At 74.1% G+C, this 16,031-nt stretch carries 21 protein-coding genes; 12 read left to right on the top strand and 9 right to left on the bottom strand.

The genetic code is table 11. The features are described from left to right. Window positions 1-33 precede the first annotated feature (33 nt). Genes tsf through H6H00_RS31040 form a run of 5 tightly spaced genes read left to right on the top strand, consistent with a single transcriptional unit; the run spans window position 34 to window position 3,770 of the window. Window positions 34-849, top strand: coding sequence for a translation elongation factor Ts (tsf, locus tag H6H00_RS31060; RefSeq protein WP_185719163.1), 816 nt, complete (start codon window positions 34-36; stop codon window positions 847-849). Next, the gene (gene pyrH / locus H6H00_RS31055; RefSeq protein WP_185719162.1) at window positions 849-1,613 is read left to right on the top strand and encodes a UMP kinase; all 765 of its coding nucleotides are present in this window, start codon (window positions 849-851) and stop codon (window positions 1,611-1,613) included. The genes tsf and pyrH overlap by 1 nt, the downstream gene beginning before the upstream one ends. A gap of 7 nt (window positions 1,614-1,620) precedes the next feature. After that, a complete protein-coding gene (gene frr, locus H6H00_RS31050) occupies window positions 1,621-2,178 on the top strand; it encodes a ribosome recycling factor (RefSeq protein WP_185719161.1) in 558 nt (185 codons plus the stop codon). 55 nt (window positions 2,179-2,233) lie between these two features. Continuing rightward, window positions 2,234-3,085 (top strand): phosphatidate cytidylyltransferase, encoded by an 852-nt coding sequence (locus tag H6H00_RS31045; protein ID WP_255425900.1) that lies wholly within the window; start codon window positions 2,234-2,236, stop codon window positions 3,083-3,085. A 10-nt stretch (window positions 3,086-3,095) separates the two neighbouring features. After that, window positions 3,096-3,770 carry a class I SAM-dependent methyltransferase gene (locus H6H00_RS31040; RefSeq protein ID WP_185719160.1) on the top strand — a complete coding sequence of 225 codons (675 nt, stop codon included), beginning with the start codon at window positions 3,096-3,098 and terminating at the stop codon, window positions 3,768-3,770. On the opposite strand, the gene H6H00_RS31035 is transcribed toward H6H00_RS31040, so the two are convergent. Continuing rightward, the gene (locus H6H00_RS31035; RefSeq protein WP_185719159.1) at window positions 3,757-4,158 is read right to left on the bottom strand and encodes a Rieske (2Fe-2S) protein; all 402 of its coding nucleotides are present in this window, start codon (window positions 4,156-4,158) and stop codon (window positions 3,757-3,759) included. The genes H6H00_RS31040 and H6H00_RS31035 overlap by 14 nt on opposite strands. 83 nt (window positions 4,159-4,241) lie before the next feature. Here H6H00_RS31035 and H6H00_RS31030 point away from each other — a divergent pair, with 83 nt between their 5' ends. Next, window positions 4,242-4,778, top strand: a complete 537-nt coding sequence (locus tag H6H00_RS31030; protein ID WP_185719158.1) for a hypothetical protein — start codon at window positions 4,242-4,244, stop codon at window positions 4,776-4,778. Here the strand turns inward: H6H00_RS31030 and H6H00_RS31025 are convergent. The 4 genes from H6H00_RS31025 to H6H00_RS31010 form a co-directional block, all read right to left on the bottom strand. Then, the gene (locus tag H6H00_RS31025) at window positions 4,769-6,202 is read right to left on the bottom strand and encodes a multicopper oxidase family protein (protein WP_185719157.1); all 1,434 of its coding nucleotides are present in this window, start codon (window positions 6,200-6,202) and stop codon (window positions 4,769-4,771) included. The genes H6H00_RS31030 and H6H00_RS31025 overlap by 10 nt on opposite strands. Next, window positions 6,199-7,002: a hypothetical protein gene (locus tag H6H00_RS31020; RefSeq protein WP_185719156.1), complete on the bottom strand. Its 804-nt coding sequence runs from the start codon at window positions 7,000-7,002 to the stop codon at window positions 6,199-6,201. The genes H6H00_RS31025 and H6H00_RS31020 overlap by 4 nt, the downstream gene beginning before the upstream one ends. A 36-nt stretch (window positions 7,003-7,038) precedes the next feature. Further along, window positions 7,039-7,860 carry a hypothetical protein gene (locus H6H00_RS31015; protein WP_185719155.1) on the bottom strand — a complete coding sequence of 274 codons (822 nt, stop codon included), beginning with the start codon at window positions 7,858-7,860 and terminating at the stop codon, window positions 7,039-7,041. 71 nt (window positions 7,861-7,931) lie between these two features. Beyond that, window positions 7,932-8,489: a hypothetical protein gene (locus H6H00_RS31010; protein WP_185719154.1), complete on the bottom strand. Its 558-nt coding sequence runs from the start codon at window positions 8,487-8,489 to the stop codon at window positions 7,932-7,934. A gap of 54 nt (window positions 8,490-8,543) precedes the next feature. Here H6H00_RS31010 and rlmN point away from each other — a divergent pair, with 54 nt between their 5' ends. Together rlmN and pip are read left to right on the top strand one after the other, a co-directional pair. Then, window positions 8,544-9,650, top strand: a complete 1,107-nt coding sequence (gene rlmN / locus H6H00_RS31005) for a dual-specificity RNA methyltransferase RlmN (protein WP_185719153.1) — start codon at window positions 8,544-8,546, stop codon at window positions 9,648-9,650. Beyond that, entirely contained in the window at window positions 9,647-10,612 is a 966-nt protein-coding gene (gene pip, locus H6H00_RS31000; protein WP_185719152.1) for a prolyl aminopeptidase, read from the top strand. Before rlmN ends, pip begins: the two co-directional genes overlap by 4 nt. Window positions 10,613-10,680: 68 nt before the next feature. Here the strand turns inward: pip and H6H00_RS30995 are convergent, their stop codons facing one another. Beyond that, a complete protein-coding gene (locus tag H6H00_RS30995; RefSeq protein ID WP_185719151.1) occupies window positions 10,681-11,748 on the bottom strand; it encodes an ATP-dependent DNA ligase in 1,068 nt (355 codons plus the stop codon). Between the two features lie 37 nt (window positions 11,749-11,785). Between H6H00_RS30995 and mug the strand changes: the two genes are divergently transcribed. After that, window positions 11,786-12,346, top strand: a complete 561-nt coding sequence (mug, locus tag H6H00_RS30990; protein ID WP_255425471.1) for a G/U mismatch-specific DNA glycosylase — start codon at window positions 11,786-11,788, stop codon at window positions 12,344-12,346. Here the strand turns inward: mug and H6H00_RS30985 are convergent. Beyond that, window positions 12,343-12,897, bottom strand: a complete 555-nt coding sequence (locus H6H00_RS30985; RefSeq protein ID WP_255425470.1) for a TetR/AcrR family transcriptional regulator — start codon at window positions 12,895-12,897, stop codon at window positions 12,343-12,345. The genes mug and H6H00_RS30985 overlap by 4 nt on opposite strands. A 96-nt stretch (window positions 12,898-12,993) precedes the next feature. On the opposite strand from H6H00_RS30985, the gene H6H00_RS30980 reads away from it, so the two are divergent. Genes H6H00_RS30980 through H6H00_RS30970 form a run of 3 tightly spaced genes read left to right on the top strand, consistent with a single transcriptional unit; the run spans window position 12,994 to window position 14,795 of the window. Further along, entirely contained in the window at window positions 12,994-13,920 is a 927-nt protein-coding gene (locus H6H00_RS30980; protein ID WP_185719149.1) for an SDR family NAD(P)-dependent oxidoreductase, read from the top strand. Window positions 13,921-13,972: 52 nt separating this feature from the next. Beyond that, entirely contained in the window at window positions 13,973-14,296 is a 324-nt protein-coding gene (locus H6H00_RS30975) for a DMT family transporter (protein WP_185719148.1), read from the top strand. Continuing rightward, window positions 14,289-14,795, top strand: coding sequence for a TetR/AcrR family transcriptional regulator (locus H6H00_RS30970; RefSeq protein WP_185719147.1), 507 nt, complete (start codon window positions 14,289-14,291; stop codon window positions 14,793-14,795). The genes H6H00_RS30975 and H6H00_RS30970 overlap by 8 nt, the downstream gene beginning before the upstream one ends. 25 nt (window positions 14,796-14,820) lie before the next feature. On the opposite strand, the gene H6H00_RS30965 is transcribed toward H6H00_RS30970, so the two are convergent. Together H6H00_RS30965 and H6H00_RS30960 are read right to left on the bottom strand one after the other, a co-directional pair. Next, window positions 14,821-15,756, bottom strand: a complete 936-nt coding sequence (locus tag H6H00_RS30965; protein ID WP_185719146.1) for a DNA polymerase domain-containing protein — start codon at window positions 15,754-15,756, stop codon at window positions 14,821-14,823. Further along, window positions 15,757-16,017 (bottom strand): DUF2631 domain-containing protein, encoded by a 261-nt coding sequence (locus H6H00_RS30960; RefSeq protein ID WP_185719145.1) that lies wholly within the window; start codon window positions 16,015-16,017, stop codon window positions 15,757-15,759. Window positions 16,018-16,031 lie beyond the last annotated feature (14 nt).

Below are 16,031 nucleotides of genomic sequence, written 5' to 3'. Positions count from 1 at the left end.
CGGTCCCATCGACGAAGGACGAAGAGACCCACCATGGCGAACTACACCGCCGCCGACGTGAAGAAGCTCCGCGACCTCACCGGGTCCGGGATGATGGACTGCAAGAAGGCGCTGGAGGACTCCGACGGCGACTTCGACAAGTCCGTCGAGCTGCTGCGCATCAAGGGCGCGAAGGACATCGACAAGCGCGCCGGCCGCGAGACGGCCAACGGCCTCGTCGTCGCCGAGGGCGGCACGATGGTCCAGCTCAACTGCGAGACCGACTTCGTCGCCAAGAGCGACGACTTCCAGAAGCTCGCCGACTCGATCCTGCAGGTCGCCGTGGCCGACAAGCCCGCCGACCTCGACGCCCTCAAGGCGGCCAAGCTCGACGACGGCACCGTCGAGGACGCCGTCCTCGCTCTGTCCGCCCGCATCGGCGAGAAGCTCGAGCTCAAGCGCTACATCCACGTCGACGGGCCGGTCGCGCTGTACCTGCACCGCCGCGCGTCGGACCTGCCGCCGGCCATCGGCGCGCTGGTCTCCTACGACGGGTCCTCCGACGAGGTGGTCAAGGGCGTCGCGATGCACATCGCCGCGGCCCGCCCGACCTACACCACCCGCGACGAGGTCCCGGCCGACGTGATCGAGAACGAGCGTCGCATCGCCGAGGCCACCGCCCGCGAGGAGGGCAAGCCCGAGCAGGTGCTGCCCCGCATCGTCGACGGCCGCATCAACGGGTTCTACAAGGACGTCGTGCTCCTCGAGCAGGCGTCGGTGCAGGACTCGAAGAAGACCGTGAAGGCGCTGCTCGACGAGGCCGGTGTCACGGTCAAGACGTTCGCGCGCTTCGAGGTCGGCCAGGCCTGATGACCGCACCCCGAGTCGACACCGACGACCGCCCCGGATTCCGCCGCGTACTGCTCAAGCTCGGCGGGGAGATGTTCGGCGGTGGTGCCGTCGGTGTCGACCCGGAGGTCGTCGAGACCGTCGCCCGGCAGATCGCCGAGGTCGTCTCCTCGGGGGCGCAGGTGGCGGTCGTCATCGGCGGCGGCAACTTCTTCCGCGGCGCCGAGCTGCAGGACCGGGGCATGGAGCGCTCCCGGGCCGACTACATGGGCATGCTCGGCACCGTCATGAACTGCCTCGCCCTGCAGGACTTCCTGGAGCGCGAGCACCACATCGACACGCGCGTGCAGACCGCCATCACGATGGGCCAGGTCGCCGAGGCCTACATCCCGCGGCGCGCGATCCGGCACCTGGAGAAGGGCCGCGTCGTGATCTTCGGCGCGGGCGTGGGCATGCCCTACTTCTCCACCGACACCGCCGGTGCGCAGCGCGCGCTCGAGATCGGCGCGGAGGCGCTGCTGCTCGCGAAGGGCGTCGACGGCGTGTTCACCGCCGACCCGAAGACCGACCCCGACGCGAAGCTCTTCGACGAGATCACCCATCGCGAGGTGCTGGAGCAGGGGCTCAAGGTCGCCGACGCCACCGCGTTCAGCCTCTGCATGGACAACAAGATGCCGATCATCGTGTTCAACCTGCTCGTGGAGGGCAACATCGCCCGTGCGGTGCGGGGTGAGAGGATCGGCACGCTGGTCAGTACGCCGGTGGAACGGCCCGGGGAAAGGTAGGTACGTCGTGATCGACGAGACGCTCTTCGACGCCGAGGAGAAGATGGAGAAGGCCGTCACCGTCGCGAAGGACGACCTCGCCTCGGTGCGCACCGGCCGCGCGACGCCCAACATGTTCTCCCGGGTCGTCGTCGAGTACTACGGCGCGATGACCCCGATCAACCAGCTCGCCTCGATCACCATCCCCGAGGCCCGCATGGTGATCATCAAGCCGTACGACGCGAGCTCGCTCAAGGCGCTGGAGAAGGCGATCCGCGAGTCCGACCTCGGCCTGAACCCCGGCAACGACGGCCAGATCATCCGGTGCGTCATCCCGCAGCTGTCCGAGGAGCGCCGCCGCGAGATGGTCAAGGTCGCGCGGAGCAAGGGCGAGGACGCACGCGTCACCGTCCGCAGCGTCCGCCGCAAGGCGATGGACGAGCTCGGCCGCATCGCCAAGGACGGCGAGGCGGGCGAGGACGAGGTGGCCCGCGCGGAGAAGGAGCTGCAGACCACCGTCGACAAGTACGTCCACCAGATCGACGACCTGGTGAAGCACAAGGAGACCGAACTCCTCGAAGTCTGAGACGGTGTCGACCTCCGCATCCCGTGACCTGCCGTTCGCCGCGGCGGGGTCACCGCTGACGCCCGGGGAGGTGCTGCCGCCCCGGGTGCCGAAATCGGCGCGGCTGGGCCGCAACCTGTTCGCGGCGATCGCGGTGGGCCTGTCGATGGGCGCGATCATCCTGTCGTCGCTGCTGATCGTGCGGCAGTTCTTCGTCGCGGTGCTCGCGGTGTCGGCGGCCATCGCCACCTGGGAGCTCGCGGGCGCGCTGCGCCGCGGGGCGGGCATCGAGGTGCCGCTGCCGGTGGTGCTGGTCGGCGGGCAGGCCATGATCTGGCTGGCCTGGCCGTTCGGCACCGCGGGGCTGGCCGGGTCGTTCGCGCTGACGATGGTGGCCACGCTGCTGTGGCGGATGCGCGGGGGAGCCTCGCACTACGTCCGCGACGTCACCGCGACCGTCTTCACCGCCGCCTACGTGCCGCTGTGCTGCGGGTTCGCCGTGCTGATGACCGTGGCCCCGGACGGGCTCGGCCGCGTGCTCACGTTCATGCTCCCGGTGATCGCCTCCGACGTGGGCGGCTACGCCGCGGGCGTGCTGTTCGGCCGCCACCCGATGGCCCCCACGATCAGCCCGAAGAAGTCCTGGGAGGGCTTCGCCGGTTCGCAGCTCGCGGGCATGGCCACCGGCGCGCTCTGCGTCCACCTGTTCCTCGGCGGTCCCTGGCTGGTCGGGGTGCTCACCGGGTCGCTGCTGGTGATCTCCGCGACGCTGGGCGACCTCGTCGAGTCGATGATCAAGCGCGACCTGGGCATCAAGGACATGGGCAACCTGCTGCCCGGGCACGGCGGCATGATGGACCGCCTCGACTCCCTGCTCCCCACCGCCGTCGTGGCCTGGCTGGTGCTGAGCGTGCTCGTGCCGGTGTGAGGACCGCGGCATGACCATCCCCAGCCCGAACCTGTGGAACTGGCCGGAGGTCTACGAGCAGGAGAACCGCGCCCAGGACGTCGACGGGGCGATCTGGGCCGCGCTGCGCGAGGACGCCCCGTGGGCGGGGGCCGACGTCGTCGACGTCGGCTGCGGCGACGGCTTCCACCTGCCCGTCTTCGCCGACGGGGCGGCGTCGGTGATCGGCGTCGAGCCGCACCCGCCGCTGGTGCGCCGGGCCCGCGGACGCGGGCTCCCCGTCCTGGAGGGCGGGGCCGCGGCCCTTCCGCTCCCGGACGCGTCGGTCGACCTCCTGCACGCGCGCACCGCGTACTTCTTCGGGGCGGGGTGCGAACCGGGGCTCGCCGAGGCCCGGCGCGTGCTGCGTCCCGGCGGGGTGCTCGCGATCGTCGACCTCGACGCCACGCAGCCGCCCTACGGCGACTGGATGCGCGCCGACATCCCGCACTACGACCCCGTCGCGGCCGAGCGGTTCTTCGTCCGGCGCGGGTTCTCGCTGCGCCGGATCGCGACGCGGTGGGCCTTCCCGGACCGCGCGACGCTCGAGGCGGTCCTGCGCATCGAGTTCTCCCGGGCCACGGCCGACCGCGCGCTCGCGGCCGTGCCGGGCCTGGAGATCCCGGTGGGCTACCGGCTGCAGGTGCGGCGGTTCAGCCGAGGGTGAGCTCGGTGCCCGAGACCGTGACGGGCACGCTGGTCAGGCCCGACTCGGCGGGGCCGGTGAGCACGGCGCCGCCGAGGTCGAAGCGGCTGTCGTGGCACGGGCAGACGATCTCGGTGCCCTCGACGGCGTTGACGTTGCAGCCCTGGTGCGGGCAGACCGTGGAGAACGCGGCGAACGCGCCCGCGGTGGCCTGGGTGACGACGACGCCCTGGTCGGCGAAGATCGTCGCACCGCCGACGGGGACGTCGGTGGTGGGGGCGAGCGGCCCGTCCGCGGCGGCCGGGGCGGAGGCGGGCGAGGCGGCCGAGCAGCCGGCGACGGCGAGCCCCGCGGTCAGCGCGGCGGCCCCCACGACGACGGTGCGGCGGTCCAACTGGGGGTGGGGCACGGAGCGACTCCAGGCGGTGGTGGTGGGGGAGCGTCGTTCGGGTCAAGCCTGGCACAGCGGGGCGTAGCGCTACCGTGAGAAGCATGGCGAGGACGGTCACGCTCTCCGCCGCCGCGGTGCTCGCACTGGCCGGCGGCGTCGGGTGGTTGGTGGGGAGTTCGGCGCTGGACGCGGGCACCGGGACGGTGGTGCTGGCCGCCGGGCTCGGCGTCACGGCGTGGTTGTTCGTCGTCGGCAGCCGCGACGGCGCCGAGCGACCGATGGAGCGCTGGCGCAGCCGCCGCCTGCTGCGGCTGGCGGTGATCGGGCTCGTCGTCATCGTCGCCGGGTCGGCGCTGCTCGGGTTCACCCCGTACGGCGAACTGGCGGTGCCGCTCGGGTTCGGGGTGGTCGGCGCGCTGCTGGTGCCGGCGTCGTCGCTGCTGGGCGACCGCACGTACCTGCTGCTGGGGGCGGCGCTGATGGTGCTGGCGGCGCTCGGGGCGTTCCTGGCGCTCAACTCGGTGGGGCAGCTGTACCCGCGGGGGCTGGTCGGGCTGGGGGCCGGGGTGCTGCTGTGGGCCGCGTCCGCGCACCGCTCGGGCCTGGTCGCGCAGCTGCGGGGCTCGCGCTACCGGTAGCTGATCGTCCGCATCATCCCGTCCTCCATGTGGTAGTGGTTGTGGCAGTGGATCATCCACTCGCCGGGGTTGTCGGCGCGCCAGTCGAACGTCAGCTCGCCGCCCCGCGCGGCCACGACGGCGGTGTCCTTGAGGGCGCGCCCGGGGGTCGCGAGCTGGAAGTGGTGCCCGTGCAGGTGGACGGGATGGAAGTTCGCGCTCTCGTTGCGCACCGCCACCCGCACCCACTCGCCGGGGCTCACCGGGAGCGGCTCGTCGGGGCCGAGGCCGTCGACGTCGATGTCGGTGCCCCGCAGCGTCAGGGCGAAGGTGCGGTCGGGGCCGCCGGTCGGCGGGACCTCCGCCGGCCCGGTGCCGACGAGGTCGTCGTAGGTGAGCAGCCGACCGTCGAGCTCGGTCGGGCGGGCGTCGGCGGGCGGGGCGGGCGTCGCGGGGGCGTCGGCGTAGCGCAGCACCGCCCGCCCGAAGCCGGTCTTGCCCTCCGGCAGCACCCCGATCTGCCAGGCCCCCGGCGCGCCGGCGTCGACGAGGACGTCGTAGCGCTCGCCCATGCCGATCCGCAGCGCGTCGACGGTGACGGGCCGCACCGGCATCCCGTCGGAGTGGGTGACGGTGAGGCGGTGCCCGGCGATCGCGAACCGGAAGCCGGTGTCGGCCGCAGCGTTGACGACGCGCAGGCGCACCCGGTCGCCGCGGCGCACCTCGAACACAGCGGGGTCGGCCGGGGGGCGGGCGTTGACCAGCATCAACGGGTAGGACCGGCCGCCGAAGGACACGCGGTCGGGCCCCGGATCCGCGACGGCGCCCGTGCCGGGGGCGGTCCCCGGGCCGCCGCCGAGCCCCACTCCGCCGCCGAGCCCCACCCCGCCGTGCGCCGCGTGCTCGCCGTCGTCGCCGGGGGCATCGAGGCCGTCGCGCCAGTCGTCGAGCAGCAGGGTGTGCTCGCGGTCGTAGGCGAGCTCCTCGGTGCGCGGCTCGACGATCAGCGCCCCGTACATGCCGCGGTCGAGCTGGTGCCCGGAGTGGGCGTGGTACCAGTGGGTGCCCGCCTCGGGCACCCGGAACTCGTAGTCGAACGCGGCACCCGGATCCACCGGGGCCTGGGTGAGCCCCGGCGTGCCGTCCATGGCGTTGACCAGCGAGATCCCGTGCCAGTGGATCGTGGTCGGTTCGGGCAGGGCGTTGCGCAGCCGGGCGCGCAGGACGTCACCGGCCCGCACCCGCAGCTCCGGGCCCGGGACCGTCCCGTTGTAGCCCCAGGTCGTGGCCAGGGTGCCGGCCAGGTCGATCCCGACCTCGCCGGCACCCAGTGCCACCTCGGTGACCGGCGGCCCGGACGCGGGGGCGGAGCAGGCGCCGAGCACGAGCAGCCCGGCCCCCGCCCCGACCGTCCGCAGGAACGACCGCCGGCTCACCGGTGTCATGCGACCGTGATCTCCTTCATCATGCCGAGCGTGAAGTGCGGCGGGCCGGTCCCGGGCCCGGCGAGCGTCGTGCCCTCCGGGATGAAGCAGGCGACCACGTAGCGGCCGGGCGACGCGTCGACGAACACCGTGTCGGACGCCCCGGGCGGGACGACGACGATGCCGACGAGCTGCACCGACGCCAGCGCCTCCTCCGTCGGCAGGGCCAGCACCTGCTCGACCGGCAGGGTGACGTCGTCGTTCAGCCGGGCGAGCACGATCTCGTGCAGGTCCTCGCCCTCGTTGGTCAGCGTCACCGCCGACTCGCCTGCGGGCAGCGTGTCGGGCAGCCCCTGGTACTCGTAGTTGACCGCCGTCACCGACGTCTCGTCGAACCCGCAGGCGGCCAGTGCCCCCGCGTCGACCTCGGCCTGGGCGGCGGCGAACTCGGGGGTCTCGGTGGCGGAGGTGTCCCCGCTGGTCAGAGCCTGGGTGCTGGTCTCGACGACGGTGTCCACGGCGGATCGGATCCCGGCCGGTGCGGTCTCCTGCGCGGTGGCGAACAGCGGCTGGAGGGCCTGCAGCTGCTGCGCGAACAGCCCCGGCAGCGCCTCGGGGGGCAGCGCGTCCGGCGGCGGCGAGCTGGAGAACACCGTGTCGATCCCCACCACCGTGCTGCAGAACTCCGGGGTCCGGTCCGCCGCGGTGGCGGGCGCGGCGGCGGCCGGTGGCGGCGCGGCGGGTGCGCCCCCGCACGCGGCGAGCGACATCAGGAGGGCGGCGGCCACGAACGGTGAGCCGCGCCGGGTGGAAGCGGACATCGGATGACTCCTCTCGGGGTGGTGGACGGGCGCTGCTCAGGTGACGGTGAAGTCGCCCAACATGCCCAGGGTGAAGTGCGGGGCACCGGTCCCCTCGGCGCCCGCCGTGCTGCCCTCCGGGATGAAGCAGGCCACCCCGTAGCGGCCGGGCTCGGCGAGGCGGATGAACGAGGTGTCGGTGCCACCGGGCTCGGCGTACGCGGCGCCGGCGAAGGTCACGGCGGCCATGCCCTCCTCCTCGGGGAGCGCGAGGATCTCCTCGACGGTGAGCGTCACGCCGTCGTTGATGCGGACGATGCCGACCTCGTGCTGCTCCTCGCCCTCGTTGACGAGCGTGATCGCGGTGACGCCCGCGGGGAGCGACTCCGGCAGCCCCTGGTACTCGAAGTCGGCCGCGGTGATCTCGACCTGCTCGTAGCCGCACTCGGCGAGCATGTAGGTGTCGACGCGGTCCTCGGCCGCGGTGAACTCGGGGGACTCGAACACGGTGTCGTCGCCGGTGGACAGGGCCTGGCGCGTGAGCCCGGTGAGGGTGGCGGTGTCGGCGGCGACCGCCTCCGGTGCCGCGGAGTCGATGGCGGCGAGGAACGGCTGCAGGGTGGTGCCGAACTGCGCCAGAGCGGCCTGGATCTCCTCGGGGGTCGCGGTGGCGAAGTCGACCGGCGGGCCCGCGCTCGACGCGCCCTCGAAGTCGACGACCGACTCGCAGAAGGCGGCGACCGGCGCCGACCCGTCGGCGGTGGCCGCGGCTCCCGGCTCGGCGGAGGGGGCCGCGGGAGCGCCGCCGCAGGCGCCCAGGGCGAGCGCGAGGGCCGACGCGGCGAGGCAGGCCGTCAGCCGGGTGGGTGGGATCGTCATCGGGGCTCCTTCGGGAGTGGCGTGTCCTGGTGACAGAGCGGGCGGCCGGAGCCGGGGATACGCCCGGGTGATCACGGTCGGGTCACGACCCGGACCGGTGGTCCGAAGTGGACCCCGTCGACGACCAGGTCGGGCGCGGGGTCCGGGGCGGGGACGGGCGTCCCGTCGACCTCGGCCGCGCCGCGGGTCGTCCCGTCGGGGAAGCGGATCCAGGTGAGCACTCCGGTGCCGCTGACGGGGTCGGCGCGGTAGAGCCCGGCGGGGTCGTCGGCCCGCACCGCGACGAAGGACCGGTCGGCGCCGCCGCCGGCCGGGACGACGCCCCCGTGCACGATCCGACCGTGGACACCGCCGCGCAGCTCCGACCCGTCGGCGGCGCGCAGGTCGAGCAGCCCCCCGGTGACGGCGCCGTCGAACCAGACGCCCGTGGCGCCGTCCGCGGTGAACCCGGTCGCGCGCCCGTCGTGGACGGTCACGGCGACCGACAGCGCCCCGTCCGCCGAGCCGCCCACGTAGGTGACGTCGGGCCCGGGGTCGAGCGGCGCGCCGCCCTGCGGCCCGGGCCCCGGCGGCCCGGCGCACGCCGTCAGCAGCGCCCCCAGCAGCACGACGGTCACCACACGCCTCATGGGGGATCGGAGCGGCGGGGCGGCCGATCTGATACCTGGCACACTGGAGCGGTCATGACTTCCCTCCCGCTCGTCTTCGACGCGCCCAAGCGCGCCCTCCCGCCCCGCCACCTCGCCGACCTCGACCCCGCCGACCGCCGGGCCGCCGTCGCCGAGCTCGGCCTGCCCGGGTTCCGCGCCGACCAGGTCGCCCGGCACTACTTCGGCCGGTTCACCGCCGACGTCGACGCGATGACCGACCTGTCGCCCGCGGCCCGGGAGGCGCTGCGCCCGCTGCTGCCGGCCCTGGTCACCCCGGTGCTGGAGCAGTCCTGCGACGACGGCACCACGCGCAAGACGCTGTGGAAGGGCCACGACGGCACCCGCGCGGAGTCGGTGCTGATGGGGTACCCCGACCGCGCCACGGTGTGCGTGTCGAGCCAGGCCGGCTGCGGGATGGCCTGCCCGTTCTGCGCCACCGGCCAGGGCGGGCTGGAGCGCAACATGTCGACGGGCGAGATCGTCGAGCAGGTCCGCCAGGCCGCCGCGGCCGCCCGCGACGGTGCGCTCGGCACCCCCGCGCGGCTGTCCAACGTCGTGTTCATGGGCATGGGCGAGCCGCTGGCCAACTACAAGCGCGTGGTCGCCGCGGTGCGGCGAATCACCTCGCCCGCGCCCGACGGCCTGGGCATCTCCGCGCGCGGCGTCACCGTGTCCACGGTGGGGCTGGTGCCGGCGATCGACAAGCTGGCCGCGGAGGGCCTGCCCGTCACGCTCGCCGTCTCGCTGCACACCCCCGACGACGAGCTGCGCGACACGCTCGTGCCCGTCAACAACCGGTGGAAGGTCGACGAGGTGCTCGACGCCGCGCGCCGCTACGCGATGACCACCGGGCGCCGGGTGTCGATCGAGTACGCGCTGATCCGCGACGTCAACGACCACCCGTGGCGCGCCGACCTGCTCGGCAAGAAGCTGGCGCAGCGCATCGGCAAGCACCGCGTGCACGTCAACCTCATCCCGCTCAACCCCACGCCGGGCAGCGAGTGGGACGCCTCGCCGCGCCGCGTGCAGGACGAGTTCGTGCGGCGCGTCGAGGCCGCGGGGGTGGCGTGCACGGTGCGCGACACGCGCGGTCGCGAGATCGCGGCGGCCTGCGGGCAGCTGGCCGCCTCGCAGGGGTGACCGACCGGTACCCCGCGGTGGAGCCGCACCACGCCGGGATGGTCGACGTCGGCGACGGCCAGCGGATCCGCTTCGACGTCCGCGGGAACCCGTCCGGGACGCCCGCGGTCGTGGTGCACGGCGGGCCCGGCTCGGGTGCGCCGACGGGCACGCCGCGCAGCTTCGACCCGCAGCGTTACCGGGTCGTCTCGTTCGACCAGCGCGGGTGCGGCGGTTCGACGCCGCACGCGTCCGACCCGTCGACGTCGCTGGAGGCGAACACGACCGCGCACCTCGTCGCGGACCTGGAGGCGCTGCGCGCGCACCTGGGCGTCGACCGGTGGGTGGTGTTCGGGGGGTCCTGGGGCTCGACGCTCGCCCTCGCGTACGCGCAGGCCCACCCGGAGCGGGTGCGTGCGCTGCTGCTCGTGTCCGTCACCACCACCCGGCGCAGCGAGATCGACTGGCTCTACCGCGGTGTCGGCCGGTTCCTGCCGCGCGAGTGGGCGGAGTTCCGGGCCCGGCACGACGACGACGACCTCCTCGGCGGCTACGCCCGGCTGCTCGCCGACCCCGACGCCGGGGTGCGCGAGCGGGCGGCGCTGGCCTGGGCGACCTGGGAGGACGCGGTGCTCTCCCTGGAGCCCACCGCGCGTCCGGCCGTCTACGCCGGACGCCCCTCGCGCGACCTGCTCGCCCTGACCCGCCTGTGCGCCCACTACTTCTCGCACGGCGCGTTCCTCGACGAGGGCGTCCTGATCCGCGACGCCGGACGCCTCGCCGGGATCCCCGGGGTGCTGGTGCACGGCCGCCTCGACATGGGCGGCCCGCCCGTCACGGCCTGGGAGCTGGCCCGGGCGTGGCCGGGTGCGGAGCTGCACCTGGTGGAGGAGGCGGGGCACCTGGGCAGCGCGGAGTTCGGCCGCCTGATCCGCACGACCCTCGACGGCTGGGCCCGAGGCGCGACTCGTCCGACGGCATGATCGCCGGGAGTGGTGCAGGGCGGTCACGGGCGGCACCTCCCGACCACTCTTGGTGATCATGGGCGCGATCAGGGGAGCCCGAGGACCTCGCCCAGGTCGAAGTCGACGGCCTGCTCGAGCTGGGCGTAGGTGCAGGACTCCGGGGCGCGGTCCTCGCGCCACCGCACGAACTGGGCGGTGTGCCGGAACCGGACGCCCTCCATGTAGTCGTAGCGCACCTCCACCACCCGCTCCGGGCGCAGCGGCACGAACGACAGGTCCTTGCCGTTGTTCCAGCGGCTGCCCTCGCCCTTGCGGGGGGTCCGTTCCCCCTCCTCCTGCTTGGCCCACGCCCACGGGTGGTCGTCGAAGGTGGTGACGAGCGGCTGCAGCTCGGTGAACAGCTCCCGGCGCCGGGCCATCGGGAACGCGCCGATCACGCCGACGGAGGCGAGCACGCCGCGGTCGTCGAACAGGCCGAGCAGCAGCGAGCCGATGACGTCGGGCCCGGACTTGTGCACGCGGTACCCGGCCACCACGCAGTCGCAGGTGCGCTCGTGCTTGATCTTGGCCATCACGCGCTTGTCGGGCTGGTAGGTCTGGTCGGCCTTCTTCGCGATCAGCCCGTCGAGCCCGGCCCCCTCGAACTGCTCGAACCACTGCTGGGCGAGCGTGCTGTCGCGGGTGAGCGGGGTGACGTGCACGGGTGGCTCCGCGCCCGCCAGCGCGGTCTCCAGCGCGGCGCGGCGCTCGGCGAACGGGAGCCCGGTGAGGTCGTCGTCGCCCAGGGCCAGCAGGTCGAAGGCGACGAAGCTGGCCGGCGTGGTCTCGGACAGCATCGTCACGCGGCTCGCGGCCGGGTGGATGCGCTGCTGGAGCACCTCGAAGTCGAGCGTGTTGTGCTCGCGGTCGAGGACGACGATCTCGCCGTCGATCACCGCGCGCTCCGGGAAGTTGGCCTTCACCGCCTCGACGACCTCGGGGAAGTACCGCGTCATCGGCTTCTCGTTGCGGCTGCCGATCTCGACCTCGTCGCCGTCGCGGAAGATGATCGAGCGGAAGCCGTCCCACTTCGGTTCGTAGAGCTGGCCGTCGGGGATGGCGGCCACGGGCTTGGCCAGCATCGGCTTGACCGGCGGCATCACGGGCAGGTCCACGGGCGCCATCCTGCACCAGTACCGACATGATCGGGGCGTGACGCGTCGACGCCTCCCCGGTCCCGCCGAGCTGGAGGCCGCCCGCACCCGGACGATCCGGGACGTCCTCCCGGGGCCGGACGACCCGCCGCTGCGCGTGCTGTTCTCCGGCATCAACCCCGGGCTGGTCTCGGCCGCCACCGGACACCACTTCGCCCGCCCCGGCAACCGGTTCTGGCCGGTGCTGCACCGCTCCGGCTTCACCCCGCGGCAGCTCGCGCCCGCGGAGCAGGGGGAGCTCGCGGCGCTCGGGCTGGGCGTCACCAACCTCGTGGCCCGGGCCACCGCCCGCGCCGACGAGCTGACCGCCGCGGAGACCGTCGCCGGCGGGAAGCGGCTGCGGGCGCTGGTCGCGGAGCACCGGCCGGCGTGGCTCGCCGTCGTCGGCGTCACGGCCTACCGCACGGCGTTCGGCGTCCGCGGGGCCGCGATCGGGCGGCAGGACGAGGCATGGGGTGGCACGCGGGTGTGGGTGCTGCCCAACCCGAGCGGGCTGAACGCGCACTGGACGGTCGAGGCGATGGCCGGGGAGTTCGCCCGGCTGCGCGCCGCGACCTAGGGGCGCAGGCCGTCCATCAGCAGGTCGAGCATGCGGGCGGCCTGGGCCGGTTCGGCCGCGGCGAGGCCGATGCCGCTGATGCTCGCGAGCACGTCGGCCGGCTCGACGTCGCCCCGCAGCGTGCCGGCCGCGGCACCGGCGCCGAGCAGCGACGACAGGGCCTCGACCATGCGCTCGCGGCTCGCGGCGAACGGCCTGCCGCCGGACGCGGCGAGGGTGCGCAGGGCGTCGCCCATGCCGCGCTTGGTGGTCATGTAGTCGACGAAGCGGTCCATCCAGACCCGCAGCGCGCGGTCGGTGGGCAGCTGCGTGAGCAGGTCGGACGCCGCGCCGCACAGCCGGGTGACCTCGTTGCGGTAGACCGCCTCGACCAGCGCCTCACGGGTCGGGAAGTGCCGGTAGAGCGTGCCGATGCCGACGCCCGCGTCCTTCGCGATCCCCTCCAGCGTGGCGTCCGGACCCTGCTGCGCGAACGCTCGGGCGGCCGCGGTGAGCACGCGCTCCCGGTTGCGCCGCGCGTCGGCGCGCATCGGGTGTGTGTCGGGCGTCACAGCCACTCCTCGGAATCATGCGGAGGCGCCTCCGTTTGAACGGAAGGTAGCGGAGGTTCCTCCGCTTCGAGCCTACCGGCTACGAGAGGACGGCACATGACCACCGCATCCCGGGTCACCACCCCCTTCACCGCCACCTCCACCGCCCTCGACGTCGTCGCCGACGTCGACCTCACCGGTCGCCGCGCGATCGTCACCGGCGCCTCCTCCGGCATCGGGACCGAGACGGCCCGCGCGCTCGCGGCCGCGAACGCCGACGTCACCCTCGCCGTGCGGGACGTCGACGCGGGCGTGCGCGCCGCCGCCGACATCGTCGCGTCGACCGGCAACGACCACGTCCTCGTCGCGCCCCTGGACCTCACCGACCAGGACTCGATCCAGTCCTTCGTCCGCACCTGGGACGGCCCGCTGCACGTGCTGGTCGCCAACGCCGGCATCATGGCCACCCCCGAGCTGCGCACCCGCGAGGGGTGGGAGCTGCAGTTCGCGACCAACCACCTCGGCCACTTCGCGCTGGCCACCGGACTGCACCTCGCGCTCGCCGCGGCCGGGGACGCGCGGATCGTGTCGGTCAGCTCGAGCGCGCACCTGCGCTCGCCGGTCGTGTTCGACGACGTGCACTACCTGACCAGGCCGTACGTGCCGTCGGCCGCGTACGCGCAGTCGAAGACGGCGAACGTGCTCTTCGCGGTGGAGGCCACCCGTCGCTGGGCCGGGGACGGCATCGTCGCCAACGCGGTGATGCCCGGCGGCATCCGCACCCGGCTGCAGCGCCACCTCGTCGGCCCCGAACTGGGGCGGATGTCGGGTCCGGTGCGCTGGAAGACCCCGGCCCAGGGCGCGGCCACCTCGGTGCTGCTCGCGGCGTCACCGGTGGTGGCCGGGATCGGCGGCCGCTACTTCGAGGACTGCGCGGAGGCCGGCCCCACGCGCCCCGGGTCCCGCACCGGGGTCGCCGCACACGCCCTCGACCCGGAGGCGGCGGCCCGGCTCTGGGACGAGTCGGTGCGCACCCTGGCCTGAGCCCGCTAGAATCTGGAGCAGATGCTCAGGTTTCTGTCCCGGAGGTGCGACGATGTGGTTCTGGCTGGCCGGCGCGATCGCGGCCGAGGTGACGGGCACGGTGGCCCTGCGGCTCTCCGAGGGGTTCACCCGGCTCGTGCCGTCGGTGGTGGTGGTGCTCGGCTACGGCACGGCGTTCTACGCGCTGTCCCAGGCGCTGGCGAAGGGCATGGCGCTCGGGGTCGCGTACGGGGTGTGGGCGGCGGCCGGGGTCGCGCTGATCGCGCTGATCGGGGCGGCGTTCCTGGGGGAGGGGCTGACCTGGATCCAGGTGGGCGGCATCGGGCTGGTGATCGGCGGGGTGCTGGCGCTGGAGCTGGGCGGCGCGCATGCCTGACGGCCGGCTGGTGAAGGGGGAGCGCCGCCGCCGGCTGCTGCTCGACGCCACCCTGCGGCTGGTCGGCCGCGGCGGCCTCACGGCGGTGACCCAGCGCGCCGTCGCCGCGGAGGCCGGGGTGGCGGCGAGCGCGGTCCTGTACTACTTCCCGACCGTCGACGACCTGCTGGTCGCCGCCCTCGTCGACGTCAACGACCGGTGGGTGGCGGCGCTGCGCGAGCTGCCCGCCGACCTCGACGCGCTCGTCGCGCTGGTGGCCGGCAGCTCCGCGGGGGACGCGGGCCTCGCCGAGTACGAGCTCTACCTGCTGGCGGCCCGCCGCCCGCAGCTGCGCCCGGAGCTGGACCGGTGGTGGGAGGCGCTGGACGCCCTCGCGGCCCGGTTCGCCCCGGAGCGGGCCGCCGCGTTCTCCGCGGTGCTCGACGGGCTGTTCCTGCGGGCCTGCACCGGCGCGGACCCCGAGCGGATCCGGGAGGCGCTGGTCCCGCTGACCTCGTGAGCGCCGGCCACCGCCCGCGCACGCGTCAGTCGAGGTCCGGGACCTCGGTCCCGTCGCGGTCGGCCCACTCCAGCAGCGGGGTCAGGGAGAACGGGGCGTCGTCGATGCCGGCGTGCAGGTCGCCGAGCTCGGCGAACCGGGCGGGCACGGTGGCGATGGTGAAGTCGCGCGGGTCGGCGTCGTCGATCTCGTCCCAGCGGATCGGGGTCGAGACGACGGCCTCGGGCACGCCGCGCACCGAGTAGGCGCTGCGGATCGTGTGGTCGCGGGCGTTCTGGTTGTAGTCGACGAACACCGACGCGGGGTCACGGTCCTTGCGCCACCAGGTGAGGTCCACGAGCGAGCAGCGGCGACCGACCTCGCGGGCGAACGCGTGCGCCGAGCGCCGGACGTCGGCGAACCCGTGCTCGGGCGGGACCCGCACGTACACGTGCATCCCCGAGCCGCCGGAGGTCTTCGGGAAGCCGACCGCGCCCAGCTCGTCGAGCACCTCGTGGACGACGTGCGCCACGCGCCGGACGTCGTCGTAGGAGGCCTCGGGCATCGGGTCGAGGTCGATGCGCCACTCGTCGGGCTGCTCGACGTGGTCGCGCCGGGAGTTCCACGGGTGGAACTCCACCGTCGACATCTGCACCGCCCACACGACGTCGGCCGGGTGCTGCACGCACAGCTCGTCGGCGGTGCGGTTCCAGCGCGGGAACGTCACGCGCACGGTCTCGACCCAGTCGGGCGCCCCGCGCGGCAGCCGCTTCTGGTGCACCTTCTCCCCGGTGACGCCGGTGGGGAAGCGGTGCAGCATGCAGGGGCGGTCGCGCAGCGCGCGCACGATGCCGTCGGAGACGGCCAGGTAGTACCGCGCCAGGTCGAGCTTGGTCTCCCCGCGGGCCGGGAAGTAGACGCGGTCGGGGTTGCTCAGCCGTACGGTGCGGTCACCGACGGTGAGCTCGACCGCGTCCGCCACCTACCTGCGCCAGGCGTTGCGCTTGCGCAGCGTCTGCCAGACGAGCGCGGCGGCCATGAGGACGCCCGTGCCGATCAGCCAGATGTCCTCGGTGCGACCGGTGTGGTTGCCGATGAGCAGGACGAACATGAGCACAGTGACGACCCAGCCGGCGATCAGCGACCCCTTCGGGAAGCCGCCGTGCCACCCCCACTCGGCCGACGGCTCCTCCTCGGGATCCACCGCGGATCGCTGCGCCAGCTCACGGGACTCACTCGCCATGGGCCACATGGTGT

The organism is Pseudonocardia petroleophila, assembly GCF_014235185.1.
Taxonomy (GTDB): domain Bacteria; phylum Actinomycetota; class Actinomycetes; order Mycobacteriales; family Pseudonocardiaceae; genus Pseudonocardia; species Pseudonocardia petroleophila.
The sequence above is the reverse complement of the archived record's forward strand: the minus strand, read 5'-3'. Positions and strand labels throughout refer to the sequence as shown.

Coding starts and splice junctions, on each gene's coding strand:
- H6H00_RS31030 (WP_185719158.1), top strand. CDS start 4,242: ATGGCGAGGACGGTCACGCTCTCCGCCGCCGCGGTGCTCGCACTGGCC.
- H6H00_RS31040 (WP_185719160.1), top strand. CDS start 3,096: ATGACCATCCCCAGCCCGAACCTGTGGAACTGGCCGGAGGTCTACGAG.
- H6H00_RS31025 (WP_185719157.1), bottom strand. CDS start 6,202: ATGACACCGGTGAGCCGGCGGTCGTTCCTGCGGACGGTCGGGGCGGGG.
- rlmN (WP_185719153.1), top strand. CDS start 8,544: ATGACTTCCCTCCCGCTCGTCTTCGACGCGCCCAAGCGCGCCCTCCCG.
- H6H00_RS31010 (WP_185719154.1), bottom strand. CDS start 8,489: ATGAGGCGTGTGGTGACCGTCGTGCTGCTGGGGGCGCTGCTGACGGCG.
- H6H00_RS30970 (WP_185719147.1), top strand. CDS start 14,289: ATGCCTGACGGCCGGCTGGTGAAGGGGGAGCGCCGCCGCCGGCTGCTG.
- tsf (WP_185719163.1), top strand. CDS start 34: ATGGCGAACTACACCGCCGCCGACGTGAAGAAGCTCCGCGACCTCACC.
- H6H00_RS30980 (WP_185719149.1), top strand. CDS start 12,994: ATGACCACCGCATCCCGGGTCACCACCCCCTTCACCGCCACCTCCACC.
- pyrH (WP_185719162.1), top strand. CDS start 849: ATGACCGCACCCCGAGTCGACACCGACGACCGCCCCGGATTCCGCCGC.
- H6H00_RS30960 (WP_185719145.1), bottom strand. CDS start 16,017: ATGGCGAGTGAGTCCCGTGAGCTGGCGCAGCGATCCGCGGTGGATCCC.
- H6H00_RS30975 (WP_185719148.1), top strand. CDS start 13,973: ATGTGGTTCTGGCTGGCCGGCGCGATCGCGGCCGAGGTGACGGGCACG.
- H6H00_RS31020 (WP_185719156.1), bottom strand. CDS start 7,002: ATGTCCGCTTCCACCCGGCGCGGCTCACCGTTCGTGGCCGCCGCCCTC.
- H6H00_RS31015 (WP_185719155.1), bottom strand. CDS start 7,860: ATGACGATCCCACCCACCCGGCTGACGGCCTGCCTCGCCGCGTCGGCC.